Source organism: Rhodococcus sp. PD04 (assembly GCF_035918275.1).
GTDB lineage: Bacteria > Actinomycetota > Actinomycetes > Mycobacteriales > Mycobacteriaceae > Rhodococcus > Rhodococcus rhodochrous.
This window is the reverse complement of the sequence record NZ_CP142143.1, coordinates 943,437-959,819: the sequence shown is the minus strand read 5'-3', so window position 1 is coordinate 959,819 and position 16,383 is coordinate 943,437. Positions and strand designations below refer to the sequence as shown.

Here is a 16,383-nt window from a genome sequence, read left to right as displayed (position 1 = left end):
CCTGACCCGGCTCCTCGCCTTTCCGTCTCATTCTTCCTCTCCGACAATACTTTTCAGGGAGTCGAGGTCCTCGGTCGTGACGTCCGAGGGCTGGAGGACGACGGCCCAGGCGTCGACGTACTCGGTGCTGTACTTGTGGCCGTGGCCGGCGGGAACGCCCGTGGAGAAGGGCAGATCGGCCGTGATCTGCCAGAAGGTCACGAACGGTATCCACACCATGTCCTCGAGCACGTCGCGCCCGGGGGCCTCGCCGATCCAATCCGGTTCTCTCGTGATCAGACGTGGACTCCACCAGACGATCGGGTCGGACGGATGCATCAGATACAGCACCCGACTTCCCTCCCACGGACTGTCCGCGGGCGGGATCCCCGCCTGCGGATCGTTCGTGAATCGCACCGTGCGGCCGTCCCGGAAGACCGGCTCGATCTCCGGGCTGCCGTCGTCACGGTGATCGCTGAACTCCCGGAAGAGGACATTGAAGTTCGGCGGTCCGGCGAAGACCGTGCCCGCCGTGCGATTACGCAGGTCGTACTCGCCACTGAAGGCGGTCTCCCCACCGAACGAGCCGAGACTCTCCCCGGCCACGAGCAATCGGGGGCGGGCGTCCTGGGGAAGCTTGGACCAGACGTCGTAGACCGCGTCGAACAGATCGCGCCCGGCCTCCCTCGCCTTCGACTGGTCGACCAGATAGGAGATCCACGAGGGCAGGTAGGAGTACTGGATCGCCACGGTCGCGACATCACCGCCGGTGAGGTACTCGACCGAGTCCACCAGAGCCGGGTCCACCCATCCACTGCCCGTCGTCGTCACCACCACCAGGTTCTCACGCTCGAATCCACCTGCCCGCGTGAGGTCTTCGACCGCCAGTGCCGCACGTTCCTCGGTATCCTCGGACGACGCCAGGCCGCCGTAGATCCGGATCGGTTCGAGGACAGGACCTTCGGCGAACCGGCCGAGCTGCTCGGTGGACGGGCCCTGCCCGACGAAGATCCGCCCCTGCCACCCCAGGGAATCCCACGGCACCACCGAATCGGGGCCGCCGGAGCGTAGAGCGGTCGTCGGTTGCTGCACACCTTCCTCGGTTCTCGTGTCGCGCGCCGAGAACGCCGTGTTGGCGGCTTCGATGAAACCTGCGAGCAGCACGCCGGAGACGACCGCGTAGACCAGGCCGGCGACGAGCACCCATCCGACGACGTTCGCAGCTCGCTGCCCGATCCAGCGGTCGAGCGTCTTCGCCGCCCAGCGGTACAGGCCGCGGATACCGCGCCCGATCGCCAGCAACAGAGCGAACATCACGGCTGCGACGACCGGCGAGAGGATCGTGAGCACGAGATTGTAGTCGGAAATCCCCATCAGAGAGCGGATTTCGTGTTGCCAGTACTGGCCGAGACCGAAGAAGACCGCGAAGAGGACCACTCCACCGACACCGAAGATCCACCACGACGTAGCCTTGGGAGGCCGAGGAGGCCGGTCGGCGAACGCACGCCACACGAACGCGAGGAGCACGCCGAGGCCGTAACCGATCGCGGCGGTGATCCCGCAGATCATCCCCTGCAGGAGCCCGCCGCGTGGAAGCAGCGACGGGGTGAAGGACAGGCATGCGAAAAGCACTGCACCCCAGCACCCGGGAAGTGTGAGGTGCAGTGCACTCCGTCGTCGCTGCGAGCGGGGAGCGTCGGACTCGTCGACCTCGACGTTCCCGACCGGTTCGCCCCGAGCGCTGCGACCGCTCTCCTGCACGGCCGCGTCAGTAGTAGTCGGTGCGCGGCTGCCAGGTCGAGACCGCCCAGATCACAACCGCATCGAGCGCGATGATGAGGATCGACCACCACGGGTAGTACGGCAACCACAGGAAGTTCGCGATGATCGACAACGCGGCGAGGACGATCGCCGTGACACGTGCCCACGTGGCACCGCTCATCAATGCGAGGCCGGCGACCAGCATCACGACACCGAGGACGATGTGGATCCATCCCCACGTGGTGAAGTCGAACTTGAACGTGTATTCCACGCCCCGGACGAAGACTTCGTCCTCGGCCACCGCTGCGATGCCCTGGAGGAGCTGGATGATGCCGACGGTTGCCAGGATGATCGCCGCCCCGATCGAGGTGCCTGCGGCGATGCCCTGTTTCACACTGGTCCCGCCCCTGTCGGGGCGTACGTCATGCGACATGACGATCCTCTCGTGTACGAAGTAGACATCGATCGTGCGCCGATCCCCGTGGGGAGCAGGCACGATCCAATTCGGAGGAACAAGGGTGCCCGCGGGTTACGCTGCCACCCATACACTTTCAACCGCCGGCTTGTCGATACGTCGATTCCTCGAACGCACGAGCCGACCACGGGAGGACACCGTCCGCGGCGCCCTCCCTGCGACGATGGTTCATGCGATGGGCACGCCGTCACGTCCGGTCGTGACGTTGCCGAGCGCCTGCGCCTTGAGGTGTTCGTACTCCGTGGGTGTGATCGCGCCGGAATCGAGCAGGGCCTTGGCATCGGCGATCTGCTCGGCCGGGGATTTCCCGACCGCCACGGTCCGGATGTACTCGTCGGTGGCCTGCTTCGCCTCGGCTTGGGCCCGCTGTGCCCGCACTGCCATTCCCCGACCACGAGCGATCAGGTAGACCAGTGCCGTGAGGTACGGGAGAACCACCAGCCCGATGACCCAGATCGCTTTGACCCAACCGGAGACGGAGTGATCCCGGAAGAGGTCGACGATGATTTGGAACAGGACGATCAGGTATGCCACGAAGGCGAATACGACGACGGTGTACCACACATAGTCCCAGAATGAATCCATAGCCGAACCTCCACGGCCGAACCGATGGCGGGGACGACGCCCCACGAACCACCGGAGAATGAAGATCTCGAAATCCAGTTTCCCCCTGCGGTGTGCCGCAACGGCACTGCTACCACTCGCGGCCCCCGGTACGCTCATCGACACCGGTGTCGAATCGTGACGACTGTCCGATTCGGGCTTCGGCAGGTCCATCTTCAGTCATGACGACCTCCGTCCCTCTTATCGGGAGGGCCGGATATACCATACGCCCGCTCATGGGTGGAGGGCACCGGTTTACGCAATCGGCGCGATTCGGTACCGGATCGAGTCGATCAGGAGTACACCGCCCGGGGGTTCCAGGTGGCGATCGCCCAGATGACCACTATGTCGAGGGCGATGATCGCGAGCGCCCATCCCGGGTAGTAGGGAAGCCACATGAAGTTCACCAGGATCGACAGCGCGGCGATGACCATCGCCGACACCCGCGCCCATGTCGCCCCGGAGATCAATGCGATGCCCACGATCACCATCACGACACCGACGACGATGTGGACCCACCCCCACGTGGTGAGGTCGAACGTGAACAGGTGCTCCTGGCCGGTGACGAATACTTCGTCCTCGGCGACCGCCGCAATTCCCTGCAACAACTGCAGAGCGCCGATCAAGGTCATGATGATTGCGGCGCCGACCGACGTTCCCGTGGCCAGGCCCTGCTTGATCGACATTTCCTCCCGATCGGCATGCACATTGTGAGACATGTTGCTCCTTCCGGATGACCCGACATCCTCGAGTGTGCGCTTCGTCGGAATTCTCCAGTCGGAATTCCCCGACAGAGGTCGGAGATTCTCTCCGGCGGCGAGCGCACCCGGAAACCGATCAGGACACGAGCAGCGCGACCCAACCGAACGGCACGCCGGCCACGACACCGGCCGCGAACCAGCGCAGTACCGGCACCCGCAGCCACGACCACACGGTCGGGACGATCCCCGCGACCGTCACGACATTGACGACGACGGCGAGGACCGGGTGGATCCTGCCGAGTACCTGGCCGCAGGCGACGACGGCGACGACGATGGCGGCGAAGGAGAAGGCCGTCAGCGTGAGCCCCGTCGCCCACGGGGTGGGCGCGGGGTCGCGAGCCTGGGTCATCGCGGGAGCCGGACCCGCTCGTAGAACGCCATCGCCGCTGCCGTGGCCACGTTCAGCGAATCCGTGCCGGGCGCCATGGGGATTCGGGCACGCACGTCGGTCGCCCGCATCGCGTCCTCGGTCAGGCCCGGACCTTCGGCGCCGAGCAGCAGTGCGACCTTCTCCCCCGTCATCGCATCCGCGAGCGGGATCGCCCGCGGATCGGGTGTCAACGAGATCAGCCGGAACCCTCTGCCGCGCAACTGATCCAGGTCGGACGGCCACAGTTCGAGGTGCGCGAAGGGAACACGGAGGGCGTGCCCCATCGACACACGCACCGATCTGCGGTACAGCGGGTCGGCGCAACCCTTCCCGAAGAGCACACCATCGACACCGAGTCCGGCCGCGTTGCGGAACATCGATCCGATGTTCTCGTGGTCGTTGACTCCTTCGAGCACCGCGACCGTGGTCGCCTTGTCGAGCACCTCGTCGAGCGGCAACGGTGCGGGTCGGCGCGAGATCGCGAGCACCCCCCGGTTGAGGTGGAAACCGACGACCTCGGCCATGGTTCCGGCGTCGGTGCGGTAGAAGGGCACGTCGACGTCGCGCAGATCGTCGGCGAGTTCGTCCAGCCGTCGACCCACCCCGAACAGGCTCGTCGGAGCGAACCGGGAATCGAGCATGCGCTGGACCACCAGCACACCCTCTGCGATCACCAGCCCCTTGCCACCGGGAAGGTCGGGCCGACGATCCGCGGAGTTGAGACCGCGGAAATCGTCGACCCGGGGGTCGGAAGGATCGTCGATGTCGATGACGTGAACCACCGGGACATTCTCCCAGCGTCCACGCGCCCTCCCGCACCGGGTCGGCCGTCACGACCGCAGTGCGGTCATCCCCCTCGACCGCGGTGCGGTCATCCCCCTCGACCGCGGTGCGGTCATCCCCCTCGACCGCGGTGCCGTCAGTCGTCTTCCGCGACCAGCGCCGTGAGGATTCCGATGGCTCCGCGCAGCGTCCCGAGCGAGTCGGGGTCGAGCTTCTCGAGCCGTTCGGTCAGCCACACTTCGCGTGCCTGGGCCTCGTCGGCGAGCAGCTCGGTCCCGGCTTCGGACAGCGTCACGATGATCTGCCGTCCGTCCGTGGGGTGCGGCGTCCGCTCGACGAGCCCGAGCTCGTGGAGAGAGGCGATGACCCTGGTCATCGAGGGTGGCTGGACGCGTTCGCGCGCCGCCAGCGCCCCCGGGGTCATCGCACCCTCCTGCGCGAGAGTGGCCATTGCCGAGATCTGGGTCAGAGAAACTCGGGAATCGGTGCGTCTCCCCCGCAAATGACGCGTCAGACGCACAACGGCGAGTGAGAGGTCACCGGCGAGTGCGCGTGTATCCGAGATCATGGCGTGCAGAATACGTCACATCGCCCGAAACACGCGTCGGCCGTCTAGGTGAGCAGTTCCGTGATCGGATCGACGGCGAAGTACAGGGCGAACAGCGCCGCGACGATCCACATCAGCGGATGGATGGTGCGGATCTTGCCGCCGGCCGCGTGCAGGACCACCCAGGTGATGAAGCCGACACCGATGCCGTTGGCGATCGAGTAGGTGAACGGCATGACCATGATGGTCAGGAAGGCCGGCAGCGCCACGGCGAACACCGAGAAGTCGATGTCGCGGACCTGGCCGATCATCAGGGCACCGACCACGACGAGAGCCGGAGCGGCCGCCTCGATCGGGACCACCTCGTACAGCGGGGTCAGGAACATCGCGAGCAGGAACATCACGCCGGTGATCACGTTCGCCAGGCCGGTGCGGGCTCCTTCCGCGATACCCGACGCCGATTCGACGAAGACCGTGTTCGAGGAGGCCGAGGCGCCACCACCGACGATGGCGCCGGTGCCCTCGACGACGAGGGCCTTGCCGATGCCGGGCAGGGTGCCGTTCTTGTCGGCCAGACCGGCTTCCTTGCCGAGGCCGGTCATGGTCCCCATCGCGTCGAAGAAGTTCGCGAGGACGAGGGTGAACACGAGCAGCGTCGCGGCGATCACGCCGATCCGGGTGAACGCGCCGAACACGTCGACGTTGCCGACGAGGCTCAGGTCCGGGATCCCGAAGAAGGAGTCGGGTGCCTCGGGCGTGCTGAGGTTCCAGCCCTTGGGGTTGGTGCCCAGGGACGGGCCGACGTCCGTGATGGCCTCGATGATCATCGACAGGATGGTCGTGACGACGATGCCGATCAGCAGTCCGCCGCGTACCTTGCGCGCGACGAGCACGCCCATCAGCAGGACGCCGACGACGAAGACGAAGGTCGGCCACGAGGCGATCGACCCGTCGATACCCAGACCGACCGGCACGGTGGTGCCGGCGGCGTCGGGAATGCGGCGGACGAAACCGGCGTCGACGAGACCGATCATGGCGATGAAGGCACCGATACCGGCGGCGATAGCGGCCTTCAGTTCCGCCGGGATCGCGTTGAAGACCGCGGTGCGGAATCCGGTCAGGGCCAGCACGACGATGATGATGCCGTCGATGACCACCAGGCCCATCGCTTCGGGCCAGGTCACCTGCGGCGCGATGGTCACCGCGAGGAGACTGTTGATGCCGAGGCCGGCGGCGATGGCGAACGGATAGTTGGCGACCACACCGAAGACGATGCTCATGAAGCCGGCGACCAGCGCGGTGACGGCGGCGACCTGGTTGATGGGCAGGATGTTGCCCATCACGTCGACCTTCGCCGTCGCGTCGTCGGCGGAGAAACTACCGAGGATCAGCGGGTTGAGGACAACGATGTACGACATCGCAAAGAACGTGACGATGCCGCCACGCACCTCCCGGGACACGGTCGAACCGCGTTCGGTGATCTTGAAATAGGTGTCCAGAAAGGACGTTCGCTTGAAGTCGGTGCCTACGGCCATGTCCACAAATCCGCTCGTCGAGTACGGGGCGTCGCAACGGGAACCGATTATTGCAGCGCGAAGGAACTAATCTGCAAACCGTGGAACCCGCCCAGCTCGTCGCAGCCCGTATCCGACGCCTCGCCGACCCGCGTCCCGCGCTCGCCGTGGGAACCGCTCTGTGGGTGGTGGCGACCGTCGTCGTGTCGGCGGTCGGCGGCGATCTCCGCGACGATGCGTTACCGGTCTGTGTAGCGGGAATCGTGGTGGGGCTGCTGGGAACTGCGCTCTTCCTCCTGCAGCGTCGTGCCGCCCGTCGCGGCGACCGAGGCGCCCAGGTGGGTCTGGACTGATCCCCGCCCGCCGCCGTCCGCGACACGCCCGCGGCAGTGTCAGCGGCGGATCCGTACGCGAGTGATCAACCACACCCACAGCAGGGCCCATGTGATCCCGAAGATCCAGCCCGCGACGACATCGGTGAGCCAGTGCGCCGCCAGGTAGACGCGGGTGAGCCCGATCGCGAGGGTGTACACGGCGAGCGCGATCATCGCGACGGTCCGGCGGCGATCGCCGCGCGGCCATGTGCGCACCACGACCGCGACGAGCGCCGTGGCCAGAACCGCGCTGGTCATCGCGTGTCCGGACGGGAACGACTCGGTGTGCAGGGCCAGGAGCCGTTCGGGTTCGGGGGGCCGGACACGCCCGAAGATGTTCTTGAGCAGCACCATCACCGGCCAGCCCGTGAGGACCGCTCCGGCCACGAGGACGGCGTCGGACAGCCGATCGGCCCGCACCAGCAACAGCGTCGTCGCCGCGGCGATCAGGGTCGTGGCGACTCCCCCGCCCGTGTGGGTCAGTGCCGTCACCGCGGTGGTCAGCCCGGGCTCGCGGATCGAGACCATCCATTCGAGCACCGTGGCATCGAGGATCACGGTTCGGCTCTCGCGTCCGGCGCCGTGCGCGAGGTGCGGTCCGTGAGAGCGGCGAGTGCCGCGACCAGGCCGGTCGGTGTGCTGTGGACGGTGCCGGTGGCGTCGATCCACCACTCGACCTCGACCTCACCGGTCAGCGCCCCGGAACAGCGCACGACCAGCCGGTCGTGCAGCGCGAGTACCCCGCGCGGAAGCGGCATACCGGCGACGATCCCGGCCAGCACCGCGGCCGGTTCGCGTTCCCAGGTCGAGCTGCGTCCCTGCTCGACGGGTTCCGCGTCGACGACCGCCGACGCCACGGCGATGTCGAGCACGTCCGCGAGCGCGTGCGCCGATCCCCGCCCACCGGTGACGAGCCGGTCGTGCGGGATCGCGGCCGCGAACCACGGACGGTCGGGCACGAGAGCATCGGCTGCGTCGACGACGACACCCGCCAGGCTGCGCACCCCGTCGGGTAGGGTCACCGACTCCGGGTCGAGACCACCCGACGAGAAGGCCGCGGCGAGCGCGTCGTGGGCGGCGACGATCGCGGCCGGTCCCGGTGACCTGCTGTCGTCCGCGAGCCGGTCGAGCAGTGTTTGTGCCAGATCGGTGTCGTCGATCCGCGTCCCGGCGAGGGCGCTCCGGAAGGCCGATGCGTCGGGGTGGGTGCAGGGGTCGAGCAGACCCTCGAAGAGAGTGTCGTCGGCGAATCGGTAGTGCCCCAGCGGCCGGCCGTCGAGCGACGCGCGGGTGCGCAGGTACCACGCCGTGTATCCGGCGGGGTCGGTGATCGCCTCGGCCGTCGCAGGTTCGGCGGCCAGCAGGGTCAATGCCCGCGACCAGCGGCGATCGTCGACGAGATCGAGGTCGCGCACGGCGACGAGCACCTCGGGATCGTCGTCGAGCCGCTCCCACCACAGGTGCTCGTCGGGCAGGTCGTGGTCGGGTCCGGTCGGCAGTTCCGCGCGCAGGACCGTGAAACCCCAGCCCACACCGATCGCGCGCAGGGCGTCGGCCCCGTACCGGTCGGGGACGGCCGGATCGACGGTGCCGAAGGGCGCGTCCTCGACCAGTACTTCTGCGAGCGGTGCACCGGGAAGCAGTAGTTCGTCGGCGGGGACGAGGTCGCCGTGGGTGTCGGGCAAGAGCAGCGCCCCGAGTTCGCGGGGCACGGCCGTGGGCGACACGAGCGGCACCAGCCGCAGCACGACGTCGGCGAGCTCACCGGCCGGGAAGTCGCCGTCCGGGTCGATGTCGTCGGGATCGGTGTCCTCGACGGCCGCGACGAGCGCCGGGTCGGCGAACAGGTCCTCGACCGTCACGGTGCCGGCTCCGAGCCGGGCGAGCAGCGGATGCGCGGCGTCGGGATGGACGAGACGCACCCACGGCATCGACACCGGGCCGAGATCCTGCAGTTGCGTCGCGAGCACGGCCGTGCGCGGGCCGGTCACGGTCCGGCCGTCCGACAGCGGAACGGGAAGGGACGCGAGTTCCTCGGCTGCGACCGCGTCGACGACGAGCGGAGTGAGCGCCTCGTACAGGCGGTTCCACCACTTCGGATCGCGTTCGTGCCCGGAGAGCAGTTCGGCCAGTCGCGCGAGACCGAGCCGATGCACGCCGACGGCGGTCAGCGCGGAGGCATGTCGCGGCCCGCACAACTCGGGGATCACGAGTCCCGGGACGACCTCGCCGAGGACGTCGGCGAGCTCGTCGGTGAGACCGGGGAGTGCGACGGCCCGGTCGGGCACCAGATCGGCGCTGCCGTCGGCGGCGGGAAGCCACGCGCCGGCAGCCAGCTCGTCGAGGATCGCCTCGCGGATCCGTCCGTCGACCTCGCTGCGCGCGAAACCCGGCAGGGGCACCAGGTCGAGTCGCTGCTCGGCGGGCAGAGCCGCGACGAACCGCGCGTATCCGCGGGCGACGTTCTCGACATGGGCGCCGGGAAGCACACGCCGCCGGTCGGGTTGCATGGCGACGTCGGCGACGACGATCGCAGGGAGCGACAGCTCCTCGTCGGAGCGGGTGGGGGCCCGCAGGACGTCGTTGCGGACCGGGTCGATCCGCCCGTCGACGACGGGCACCAGCCATCGCGCCGACGCTCCGGTGAACTCCCACCAGGTGCGATCGCCGATCCGCACCTCCCACAGGCCGCTGTCGAGTTCGCGCCGGTGACGGGTGAATTCGTCGTCGGCGACGACGAGGGTGTGCAGGCCCGGGAGTTCGAGCAAGATGTCGTGGGCCTCGGAACGGAAGGCGTCGAGCAACGCGACCGCATCGACGCCCGGGCGTAGGACGAGCACGACCTCGGTGTCGCTGCCGGTCGCCGGCGGTGTCTCCGTCGGCCACACGAGGCGCAGCGCCGGGACACCGGACTCCGGCTCGGGCAGGTTCCGCTCGGCGAGCACCGTGCGGGCGCGGTCGGCCGAGAAGTGGAGCGAACCGGTACGCGAACGCACCTCGATGTCGTCGGAGACCGACAGCACCGCCGTGAAGCCGACACCGAACCGCCCCACGGTGGATCCCGCGCCGGTCTTGTTCGACGAGCGCAGCGCGGTCAGCGCGTGGACACCGCCCTCGTCGAGCGGCTCACCGATGTTCGCGACGTGGAGACGGCCTTCGGCGAACCACACCCGCAGCTCGCCCGGTACACCGGCACGCGCAGCGGCGTCGGCGGCGTTCTGGGCGAGCTCGGTCAGGACGCGGTCGCGGTACCCCGCACGGACGTGATCGGCCTCGGTGGCCGCGTCCTCGCGCAGACGGGTGGGCGACGACGACCAGGCTGCGATGATCCCTTCGCGTAACGCCGCGGTCCCGAACGGATCCGCGGGGTCCGGGCGGGTCACGTCAGTCGGTCTGTTCCGACTCGGACGGGGACGACTCGGCGGCGGGCTCGTCCGTGGAATCGGTCGGCGTGGACTCGACAGCCGTGGACTCGGTGGTCACGGACTCCGCAGGCGCCGAGGTGGCCGGTCCGAGCTCGACGACCTCCACTGCCGAATCGTCGAAGGCTTCGTAGATCGGCGAACCGGCACCGGTGGGCAGACTCGTATCGGAATGCGCGCCGCACCCGTACTCGGCGTGCACGACGTGACCGTCGGCGGCGAACTCGTTCCCGCACACACCGAAGGCCGCACGCAGCGATCCGGCGAGCGGAAGGTAGAAACCGCACAGGCGGCAGGAGGACGGAGCGGCCTCCGCCATCTCCGAACCCGGGCCGTACTCGCCGTCGAACCAGCGCTGCGCTGCCTCGAGGCGACCCTCCAGGCTCATGACCTGCTTGCGGCCCAACCCGATCTCGAGGGCGGTCTCGTCGACCTCGGGGTCGCCGGACTGCATGTAGCCGGGCACCAGGCGCACGTCGTCGGGAGCGGGAGCCAGCAGGTCGCCGGGGCCCAGATCGCCGGGACGGATCCGCTCGCTCCACGGCACCCACTCGGGTGCGACGAGCGCGTCCGGGCCGGGCAGGAGCACGAGTTCGCTCACCGTCACCCGATCCGAATCCGGGGCGGCGGCCACGACGACGGCCCACTGCCACCCGCGGTAGCCCGGCAGCTCCGAGGCGAAACGATGGGTGGCCGAGCACTCGTCCTCGCGTGTCACGCCCAGATAGGCGCCGACTCCACCGTCTCCGAGTTCGTCGAGTGCGGCCCGAGCGAGGTCGACGGCGTCGGCGAGCACGGAACGCACCGCCGGATCGACCACGGGGTTCGTTCCTCGGGAAGTGGAAGCAGAGGCAACACTCACGGCCCCTATTCTGCCTGACCTGTCTGCTCCGGCGCCTGCGGGTCGCGGAAGGTCGTACGGGCACCGCTCATACGCGCGGTGACAGGATGGGCGCGTGCCTCGTCTTCTCCTCTCGGCCGCGGTCGCGACGGTCGTCTGCATCACCACCGCCGGGTGCGGCGACGATCTCGTCGCCGAACCCGGTCCGCCGGCCACCGAACTCGGTGTGGAGGTCGTCGCCACGCACCCCCACGATCCGGAGGCGTTCACCCAGGGCCTCGAGATCGACGAAGGTGAACTGCTCGAAGGCACCGGCCGGGCCGGACGCTCGTGGGTGTCGGCCAGGGAGGTCGACCTCGACGGCGGGACCGTCACCCTCGCCGGGACCGAGCGCACCCGCGAACCCGTCCTCGACGACCTCTTCGGTGAGGGCATCACCGTGGTGGGCGACGAGCTGTGGCAGCTGACCTGGAAGGACGGCACGGCCGTCGTCCGTGATCGGAACACTCTGCTCGAGAAGCGGCGGGTCGACTACGACGGCGAGGGCTGGGGACTGTGTGCGCAACCCGACCGTCTGGTGATGAGCGACGGCTCGGCCGAGCTGATCTTCCGCGACCCCGCCACCTTCGACGAACTCGGGCGCGTCACCGTGCACCGGGACGGCCGTGCCGTGTCGGAGCTCAACGAACTCGAATGCACCGAGGACGGCAGGGTCTGGGCGAACGTATGGCAGACGGACGAGATCGTGCTGATCGATCCCACCTCGGGCCGGGTGGAGGCCCGGGTCGATGCCGCTCCGCTGCGCGATCGGTTGCCCGAGGGTGCCGACGTGGACGTCCTCAACGGCATCGCGCAGATCCCCGGGACCGATCGGTTCCTGGTGACGGGCAAGTACTGGCCGACGCTGTTCGAAGTGCGTTTCGTGGAGTGATCCGGGTGGCATACCGATCGCGACACGCGTCACCGCGGCCACGTGCCGCCCTTGTGTTACACCCGCTGTCGCGTGGGGAAGAATCGAAGACGTGACCGAACCGGACGAGCGACCCGCCCCCGAGGGAGCGGACGGCCGTGCCCCGGGCTCGCAGCATCCGGGGTACAGCAACTATCCGCCTCCGCGCCGCGTCTCGGGCCGTCGCACTCCCCTGCCGCCCCTGCATCCCGTCGACCATCCTCGCCGGCCGCCGGGGGCGTCGGCCGCCGGTCGGGCGGAGTCCTCGTCCGAGACCGACTCGCCGCGCGCTCCGCGCATGCCGCGGAAGCTGACGGTGACGCGGGTCGCGGCCCTGCGCAGCCGCGAACTCACCTCGAAGGGCATCGCGACCTTCCGTCGAGCGGCCACGGCCGACGGCGCCGACAAGTCGGGCCTGACCGCGCTCACCTACGCGACGATGGCGAACTTCGCCTCCGACGCGGCCATCGCCGTCGCGCTCGCGAACACCCTGTTCTTCTCGGCGGCCACCGGTGAGGACAGGACGAAGGTCGCGCTGTATCTGCTCATCACGATCGCGCCGTTCGCGATCATCGCGCCGCTCATCGGGCCGTTGCTCGACAGGTTGCAACACGGTCGTCGCGTCGCTCTGGCGACGTCGTTCGCGCTGCGCACGGTGCTCGCGGTGGTGCTGGTGTTCAACTTCGACAGCTGGGTGTTGTATCCGGCGGCCCTCGGCATGATGGTGCTGAGCAAATCGTTCGCGGTGCTCAAATCCGCGGTGACACCCAGAGTTCTTCCACCGGAGATCGATCTGGTGAGGGTGAACTCCCGGTTGACGGTCTTCGGCCTGGTCGGCGGCACGATCGGTGCCGGCGCGATCGCGGCGGCCGCAGCATGGGCGTTCGGTTCGTCGGGCGCGCTGTGGTTGTGTGCCGGGATCACCGCGTTCGGCGCCTATCTGAGCATGCGTATCCCCGCCTGGGTCGAGGTCACCGAGGGCGAGGTGCCGGCGACGCTGTCGTACCACCGCTCCGACGCGCGCACCGAGGTGCTGAACGCCGACACCGTGACCGAGGTGATCGTCACCAAGTCCGGGAAACGCAAGCAACCGCTGGGACGCGCGGTGGTGACCGGTCTGTGGGGCAACGGCACCATCCGCATCCTCACCGGCTTCCTGACCTTGTTCATGGCGTTCGTCGCGAAGAACACCACAGGTCAGGATCCGCTGATGCAGGCCGCGATGCTCGGTGGTGTCGGTGCCGCCGCCGCGATCGGTAACTTCGCCGGCAACGCGACCGGAGCGCGACTCGCGCTCGGACGTCCTGCTCTCATCGTCGTGCGGTGCACCGCCGCGGTCGTCGTCGTGGCCGCCGTCGTCGCCGCGACCGGCAACGTCCTGGCCGCCGCGCTGGCGGCGCTCGTCGCGGCGTGCGCCAGCGCGCTGGCCAAGGTCTCGCTCGATGCATCGCTCCAGCAGGACCTCCCCGAGGAGTCGATCGCGTCCGGATTCGGCAGGTCCGAGACGGTCCTCCAGCTCAGCTGGGTGTTCGGCGGAGCGATGGGTGTGCTGCTGCCGACCGAGCTGTGGCTCGGATTCGCTGTGGTCTCCGTCGTGCTGGTTCTCGGATTCGCACAGACGGTGCTGACATACCGTGGGGGGACATTGCTGCCGGGATTCGGCGGCCGTCGACCCGAACGCGTCTCCACGGAGACGGCTGCCGGGCGGAGGCGCGCCGGTGGATCCCCCACCGAAGATTGGAACAGTTGAGTTGCAGGCCCGGACGAAGAAGACTCTCGCGCTGCTGCTGGTGGCCCTGGTGGTCGTGGTAGCGGGAGTCGCCGCCACGGTGTGGAAACTGGTCGATTCGGCCGAGCCCACGCTCCCCACCATCACCGCCTACGCACAGGGGGAGACCGTGACGGTCGACCCCGCGCAGCACTGCAATCTCTATCTCGAGGACTGCGTGGAGAACCCGATCGGTCGGCTCGACGTGCCGGCCGGCTACCCGCTGCAGCTGTCGCTTCCGTCGGAGATCGCCGATGCGCCGTGGCGCATCATCACCGTCTACGGCGACACGCAGACCGGGCAGACCTACATCGACGGCGCGATGTTCGAGGCCGGTGCGCGTCGCACCCTCACCGTGAAGAGCTCCCCGGAGCTGCAGCTGCTCGGAGTCGAGATCCAGTTGCCGTCGGCCGTGGTCGACGAGGCCGGTGAACCGATCGCGCACGCCGTGTGGGCCGTCAAGACGTTCTGAGGTCCCGACCCCGCATACGACGACGGGCCGTCCTCGCACATGGCGAGGGCGGCCCGTCGTGGTTCGTCCCTAGTGGTCGAGCTCGCGTGCGATCGCCCGCATGACCTCGGAGATACGCTGCCCGGTCTTGCGGTCGGGGTAGCGCCCGCGCCGCAGATCGGGCTGGACCGCCACTTCGAGCAGCTTGATCATGTCCTCGACCATGCCGTGCAGCTCGTCCGGCGCGCGGCGCTTCTGCTGCGCGGGAGCCTCGCGGCGGCCCTGCCGCAGCGTGGGCTGCTCGAGGAGCTCGACCTTCAGCGCCTGCGGTCCCCGGCGGCCCACCGCCATACCGAACTCGACGCGCTGGCCGGGCTTGAGCGCTTCCACTCCCTCCGGGAGCGCCGAGGCACGGACGTAGACGTCCTCACCCTCGTCCTGGGACAGGAAGCCGAAGCCCTTCTCGACGTCGTACCACTTCACCTTGCCGGTCGGCACCGCGCTCACCTGCTCCTCGACAGCTGTGCCCCAAGCGGGGCAACCCGTTCATCATGCAAAACAACGCGCCCCGGCTCGGTCGAGCGGGACGCGTAGACACCTGTCAGTGTACCCGCAGAGGTGGGTCCACCCCCGAATCGTCTTCCCGCTCCCGGACGTCACCGTTCGCCTCCGCGGCGACTACCGTGGTCACGTGGGTACTTCATCTTCGGATTCGTCTGCCGCCCCGCGTAACGGCCTCCTGAAGGCCGCGATCGCCTGCTTCGTCGTCGGCGTGGTGGCGGTCCTCGCCATCTTCCTCACGCCGGCGCTCACCGACGGCAGCCCCGGGCTCGTGCTGTATCTGTTGACCCTCGCATGGCCGTTGGGATTCGCCCTCGCCATCGCCTTCGCGCTGCGCTCGGGCCGGCGCGCTCGGAACGGAGACCGGACATGAGGATCCTGCTCAACATCATCTGGCTGATCTTCGGCGGGCTGTGGCTCGCGCTCGGTTACTTCGCGGCCGGTCTGATCTGCTGCATCCTCATCATCACCATCCCGTTCGGCATCGCGTCGTTCCGGATCGGCATCTACGCGCTGTGGCCGTTCGGCAAGACGACGGTCGAGAGGCCGACCGCCGGCGCCATGTCGCTGATCGGCAACGTCATCTGGATCCTGGTGGCCGGCATCTGGCTGGCCCTCGGCCACATCGCCACCGCGATCGCCATGGCCGTCACGATCATCGGCATCCCGCTCGCCGTCGCGAACCTGAAGATGATCCCGATCTCCCTGATGCCCCTGGGGAGGGAGATCGTTCCTGTGGATGCCCGCCCGAGTTACATGTGATCTTTCTCACATAACAAGCGGATAACGGGCGGGACTCGAAACGGATTTTCGGGTACCCGAACCCCACTACCTGGGACTTTATTCCCTGGTCTGCGCCGCGCACGTCCGTCGCCACGCGAATCGGCGCGTTATCAATTGGTGACACTTCGCCCTCGGAACCGTTACCGTCATGTCCGGTCGAACCGCCTGGCTCGACCGGTCCGGAACCGCCGCGCCAAATTCCTGTCCCGTGGTTCCGGAAGTCCCGACGAACGATCCACAGGGGACAGGAAACGGGGGACCCACCGGTCTCCCAGGAACCGATCGGCCCACAGCCGGACGGTGTCCAGGAGGCCCGGGCCGACGCAACCGCGACGGTCCTCGGGGTGAAGCCGAAGGCGCTCCCAACGGAGCGACACGGCCGGGCAACCTCTTCAGCCCGAACCCGACAGCTGACCTCGTAGGTGCGTACGGAGAGGAACA

Annotated in this window: 18 protein-coding genes and 1 riboswitch; of the genes, 6 read left to right on the top strand and 12 right to left on the bottom strand. The window is 68.4% G+C overall.

Going from position 1 to position 16,383, the window contains the following annotated elements; genetic code table 11:
- Positions 1 to 27: 27 nt before the first annotated feature.
- From U9J23_RS04495 to U9J23_RS04460, 8 genes are all read right to left on the bottom strand, one after another.
- Positions 28 to 1,740 carry an alpha/beta hydrolase gene (locus U9J23_RS04495; protein ID WP_189637506.1) on the bottom strand — a complete coding sequence of 571 codons (1,713 nt, stop codon included), beginning with the start codon at positions 1,738 to 1,740 and terminating at the stop codon, positions 28 to 30.
- 7 nt (positions 1,741 to 1,747) lie between these two features.
- Positions 1,748 to 2,173 (bottom strand): DUF7144 family membrane protein, encoded by a 426-nt coding sequence (locus U9J23_RS04490; RefSeq protein WP_085469339.1) that lies wholly within the window; start codon positions 2,171 to 2,173, stop codon positions 1,748 to 1,750.
- Between the two features lie 210 nt (positions 2,174 to 2,383).
- Positions 2,384 to 2,800 (bottom strand): SHOCT domain-containing protein, encoded by a 417-nt coding sequence (locus U9J23_RS04485; protein WP_085469267.1) that lies wholly within the window; start codon positions 2,798 to 2,800, stop codon positions 2,384 to 2,386.
- Positions 2,801 to 3,111: 311 nt separating this feature from the next.
- Entirely contained in the window at positions 3,112 to 3,537 is a 426-nt protein-coding gene (locus U9J23_RS04480; protein ID WP_326601572.1) for a DUF7144 family membrane protein, read from the bottom strand.
- Between the two features lie 118 nt (positions 3,538 to 3,655).
- Positions 3,656 to 3,928 carry a DUF2537 domain-containing protein gene (locus tag U9J23_RS04475; RefSeq protein ID WP_085469265.1) on the bottom strand — a complete coding sequence of 91 codons (273 nt, stop codon included), beginning with the start codon at positions 3,926 to 3,928 and terminating at the stop codon, positions 3,656 to 3,658.
- Positions 3,925 to 4,731: a TrmH family RNA methyltransferase gene (locus U9J23_RS04470; RefSeq protein WP_106200567.1), complete on the bottom strand. Its 807-nt coding sequence runs from the start codon at positions 4,729 to 4,731 to the stop codon at positions 3,925 to 3,927. Before U9J23_RS04470 ends, U9J23_RS04475 begins: the two co-directional genes overlap by 4 nt.
- A gap of 137 nt (positions 4,732 to 4,868) precedes the next feature.
- Positions 4,869 to 5,300 carry a MarR family winged helix-turn-helix transcriptional regulator gene (locus U9J23_RS04465; RefSeq protein ID WP_106200568.1) on the bottom strand — a complete coding sequence of 144 codons (432 nt, stop codon included), beginning with the start codon at positions 5,298 to 5,300 and terminating at the stop codon, positions 4,869 to 4,871.
- Between the two features lie 44 nt (positions 5,301 to 5,344).
- Positions 5,345 to 6,814, bottom strand: a complete 1,470-nt coding sequence (locus tag U9J23_RS04460; protein WP_106200569.1) for an NCS2 family permease — start codon at positions 6,812 to 6,814, stop codon at positions 5,345 to 5,347.
- Between the two features lie 80 nt (positions 6,815 to 6,894).
- Between U9J23_RS04460 and U9J23_RS04455 the strand changes: the two genes are divergently transcribed.
- Positions 6,895 to 7,146 carry a DUF2530 domain-containing protein gene (locus tag U9J23_RS04455; RefSeq protein WP_059381804.1) on the top strand — a complete coding sequence of 84 codons (252 nt, stop codon included), beginning with the start codon at positions 6,895 to 6,897 and terminating at the stop codon, positions 7,144 to 7,146.
- A gap of 39 nt (positions 7,147 to 7,185) precedes the next feature.
- On the opposite strand, the gene U9J23_RS04450 is transcribed toward U9J23_RS04455, so the two are convergent.
- Genes U9J23_RS04450 through U9J23_RS04440 form a run of 3 tightly spaced genes read right to left on the bottom strand, consistent with a single transcriptional unit; the run spans position 7,186 to position 11,409 of the window.
- Positions 7,186 to 7,725 carry a phosphatase PAP2 family protein gene (locus tag U9J23_RS04450; protein WP_059381805.1) on the bottom strand — a complete coding sequence of 180 codons (540 nt, stop codon included), beginning with the start codon at positions 7,723 to 7,725 and terminating at the stop codon, positions 7,186 to 7,188.
- A complete protein-coding gene (locus tag U9J23_RS04445; protein ID WP_272266787.1) occupies positions 7,722 to 10,550 on the bottom strand; it encodes a sacsin N-terminal ATP-binding-like domain-containing protein in 2,829 nt (942 codons plus the stop codon). The genes U9J23_RS04450 and U9J23_RS04445 overlap by 4 nt, the downstream gene beginning before the upstream one ends.
- 1 nt (position 10,551) lies before the next feature.
- The gene (locus U9J23_RS04440; protein ID WP_272266789.1) at positions 10,552 to 11,409 is read right to left on the bottom strand and encodes a DUF3027 domain-containing protein; all 858 of its coding nucleotides are present in this window, start codon (positions 11,407 to 11,409) and stop codon (positions 10,552 to 10,554) included.
- Between the two features lie 136 nt (positions 11,410 to 11,545).
- Between U9J23_RS04440 and U9J23_RS04435 the strand changes: the two genes are divergently transcribed.
- The 3 genes from U9J23_RS04435 (at position 11,546) to U9J23_RS04425 (ending at position 14,619) form a co-directional block, all read left to right on the top strand.
- Positions 11,546 to 12,361: a glutaminyl-peptide cyclotransferase gene (locus tag U9J23_RS04435; RefSeq protein ID WP_059381808.1), complete on the top strand. Its 816-nt coding sequence runs from the start codon at positions 11,546 to 11,548 to the stop codon at positions 12,359 to 12,361.
- A gap of 91 nt (positions 12,362 to 12,452) precedes the next feature.
- On the top strand, positions 12,453 to 14,129 hold the full coding sequence (locus U9J23_RS04430) for an MFS transporter (RefSeq protein WP_059381809.1): 1,677 nt from the start codon (positions 12,453 to 12,455) through the stop codon (positions 14,127 to 14,129).
- A gap of 1 nt (position 14,130) precedes the next feature.
- The gene (locus U9J23_RS04425; protein ID WP_106200572.1) at positions 14,131 to 14,619 is read left to right on the top strand and encodes a DUF2771 domain-containing protein; all 489 of its coding nucleotides are present in this window, start codon (positions 14,131 to 14,133) and stop codon (positions 14,617 to 14,619) included.
- 69 nt (positions 14,620 to 14,688) lie between these two features.
- Here the strand turns inward: U9J23_RS04425 and U9J23_RS04420 are convergent, their stop codons facing one another.
- Complete coding sequence (locus U9J23_RS04420; RefSeq protein ID WP_186455367.1) at positions 14,689 to 15,096, bottom strand: cold-shock protein; 408 nt, start codon at positions 15,094 to 15,096, stop codon at positions 14,689 to 14,691.
- 193 nt (positions 15,097 to 15,289) lie between these two features.
- Between U9J23_RS04420 and U9J23_RS04415 the strand changes: the two genes are divergently transcribed.
- Together U9J23_RS04415 and U9J23_RS04410 are read left to right on the top strand one after the other, a co-directional pair.
- The gene (locus tag U9J23_RS04415; RefSeq protein ID WP_226950073.1) at positions 15,290 to 15,532 is read left to right on the top strand and encodes a hypothetical protein; all 243 of its coding nucleotides are present in this window, start codon (positions 15,290 to 15,292) and stop codon (positions 15,530 to 15,532) included.
- A complete protein-coding gene (locus U9J23_RS04410) occupies positions 15,529 to 15,921 on the top strand; it encodes a YccF domain-containing protein (protein WP_085469258.1) in 393 nt (130 codons plus the stop codon). The genes U9J23_RS04415 and U9J23_RS04410 overlap by 4 nt, the downstream gene beginning before the upstream one ends.
- 287 nt (positions 15,922 to 16,208) lie before the next feature.
- A riboswitch (cyclic di-AMP (ydaO/yuaA leader) is annotated at positions 16,209 to 16,383 on the top strand.

Excerpts from the sequence above, each read along its gene's own strand:
- U9J23_RS04490 (WP_085469339.1), bottom strand. The coding sequence starts at position 2,173 with ATGTCGCATGACGTACGCCCCGACAGGGGCGGGACCAGTGTGAAACAG.
- U9J23_RS04460 (WP_106200569.1), bottom strand. The coding sequence starts at position 6,814 with ATGGCCGTAGGCACCGACTTCAAGCGAACGTCCTTTCTGGACACCTAT.
- U9J23_RS04480 (WP_326601572.1), bottom strand. The coding sequence starts at position 3,537 with ATGTCTCACAATGTGCATGCCGATCGGGAGGAAATGTCGATCAAGCAG.
- U9J23_RS04475 (WP_085469265.1), bottom strand. The coding sequence starts at position 3,928 with ATGACCCAGGCTCGCGACCCCGCGCCCACCCCGTGGGCGACGGGGCTC.
- U9J23_RS04485 (WP_085469267.1), bottom strand. The coding sequence starts at position 2,800 with ATGGATTCATTCTGGGACTATGTGTGGTACACCGTCGTCGTATTCGCC.
- U9J23_RS04410 (WP_085469258.1), top strand. The coding sequence starts at position 15,529 with ATGAGGATCCTGCTCAACATCATCTGGCTGATCTTCGGCGGGCTGTGG.
- U9J23_RS04465 (WP_106200568.1), bottom strand. The coding sequence starts at position 5,300 with ATGATCTCGGATACACGCGCACTCGCCGGTGACCTCTCACTCGCCGTT.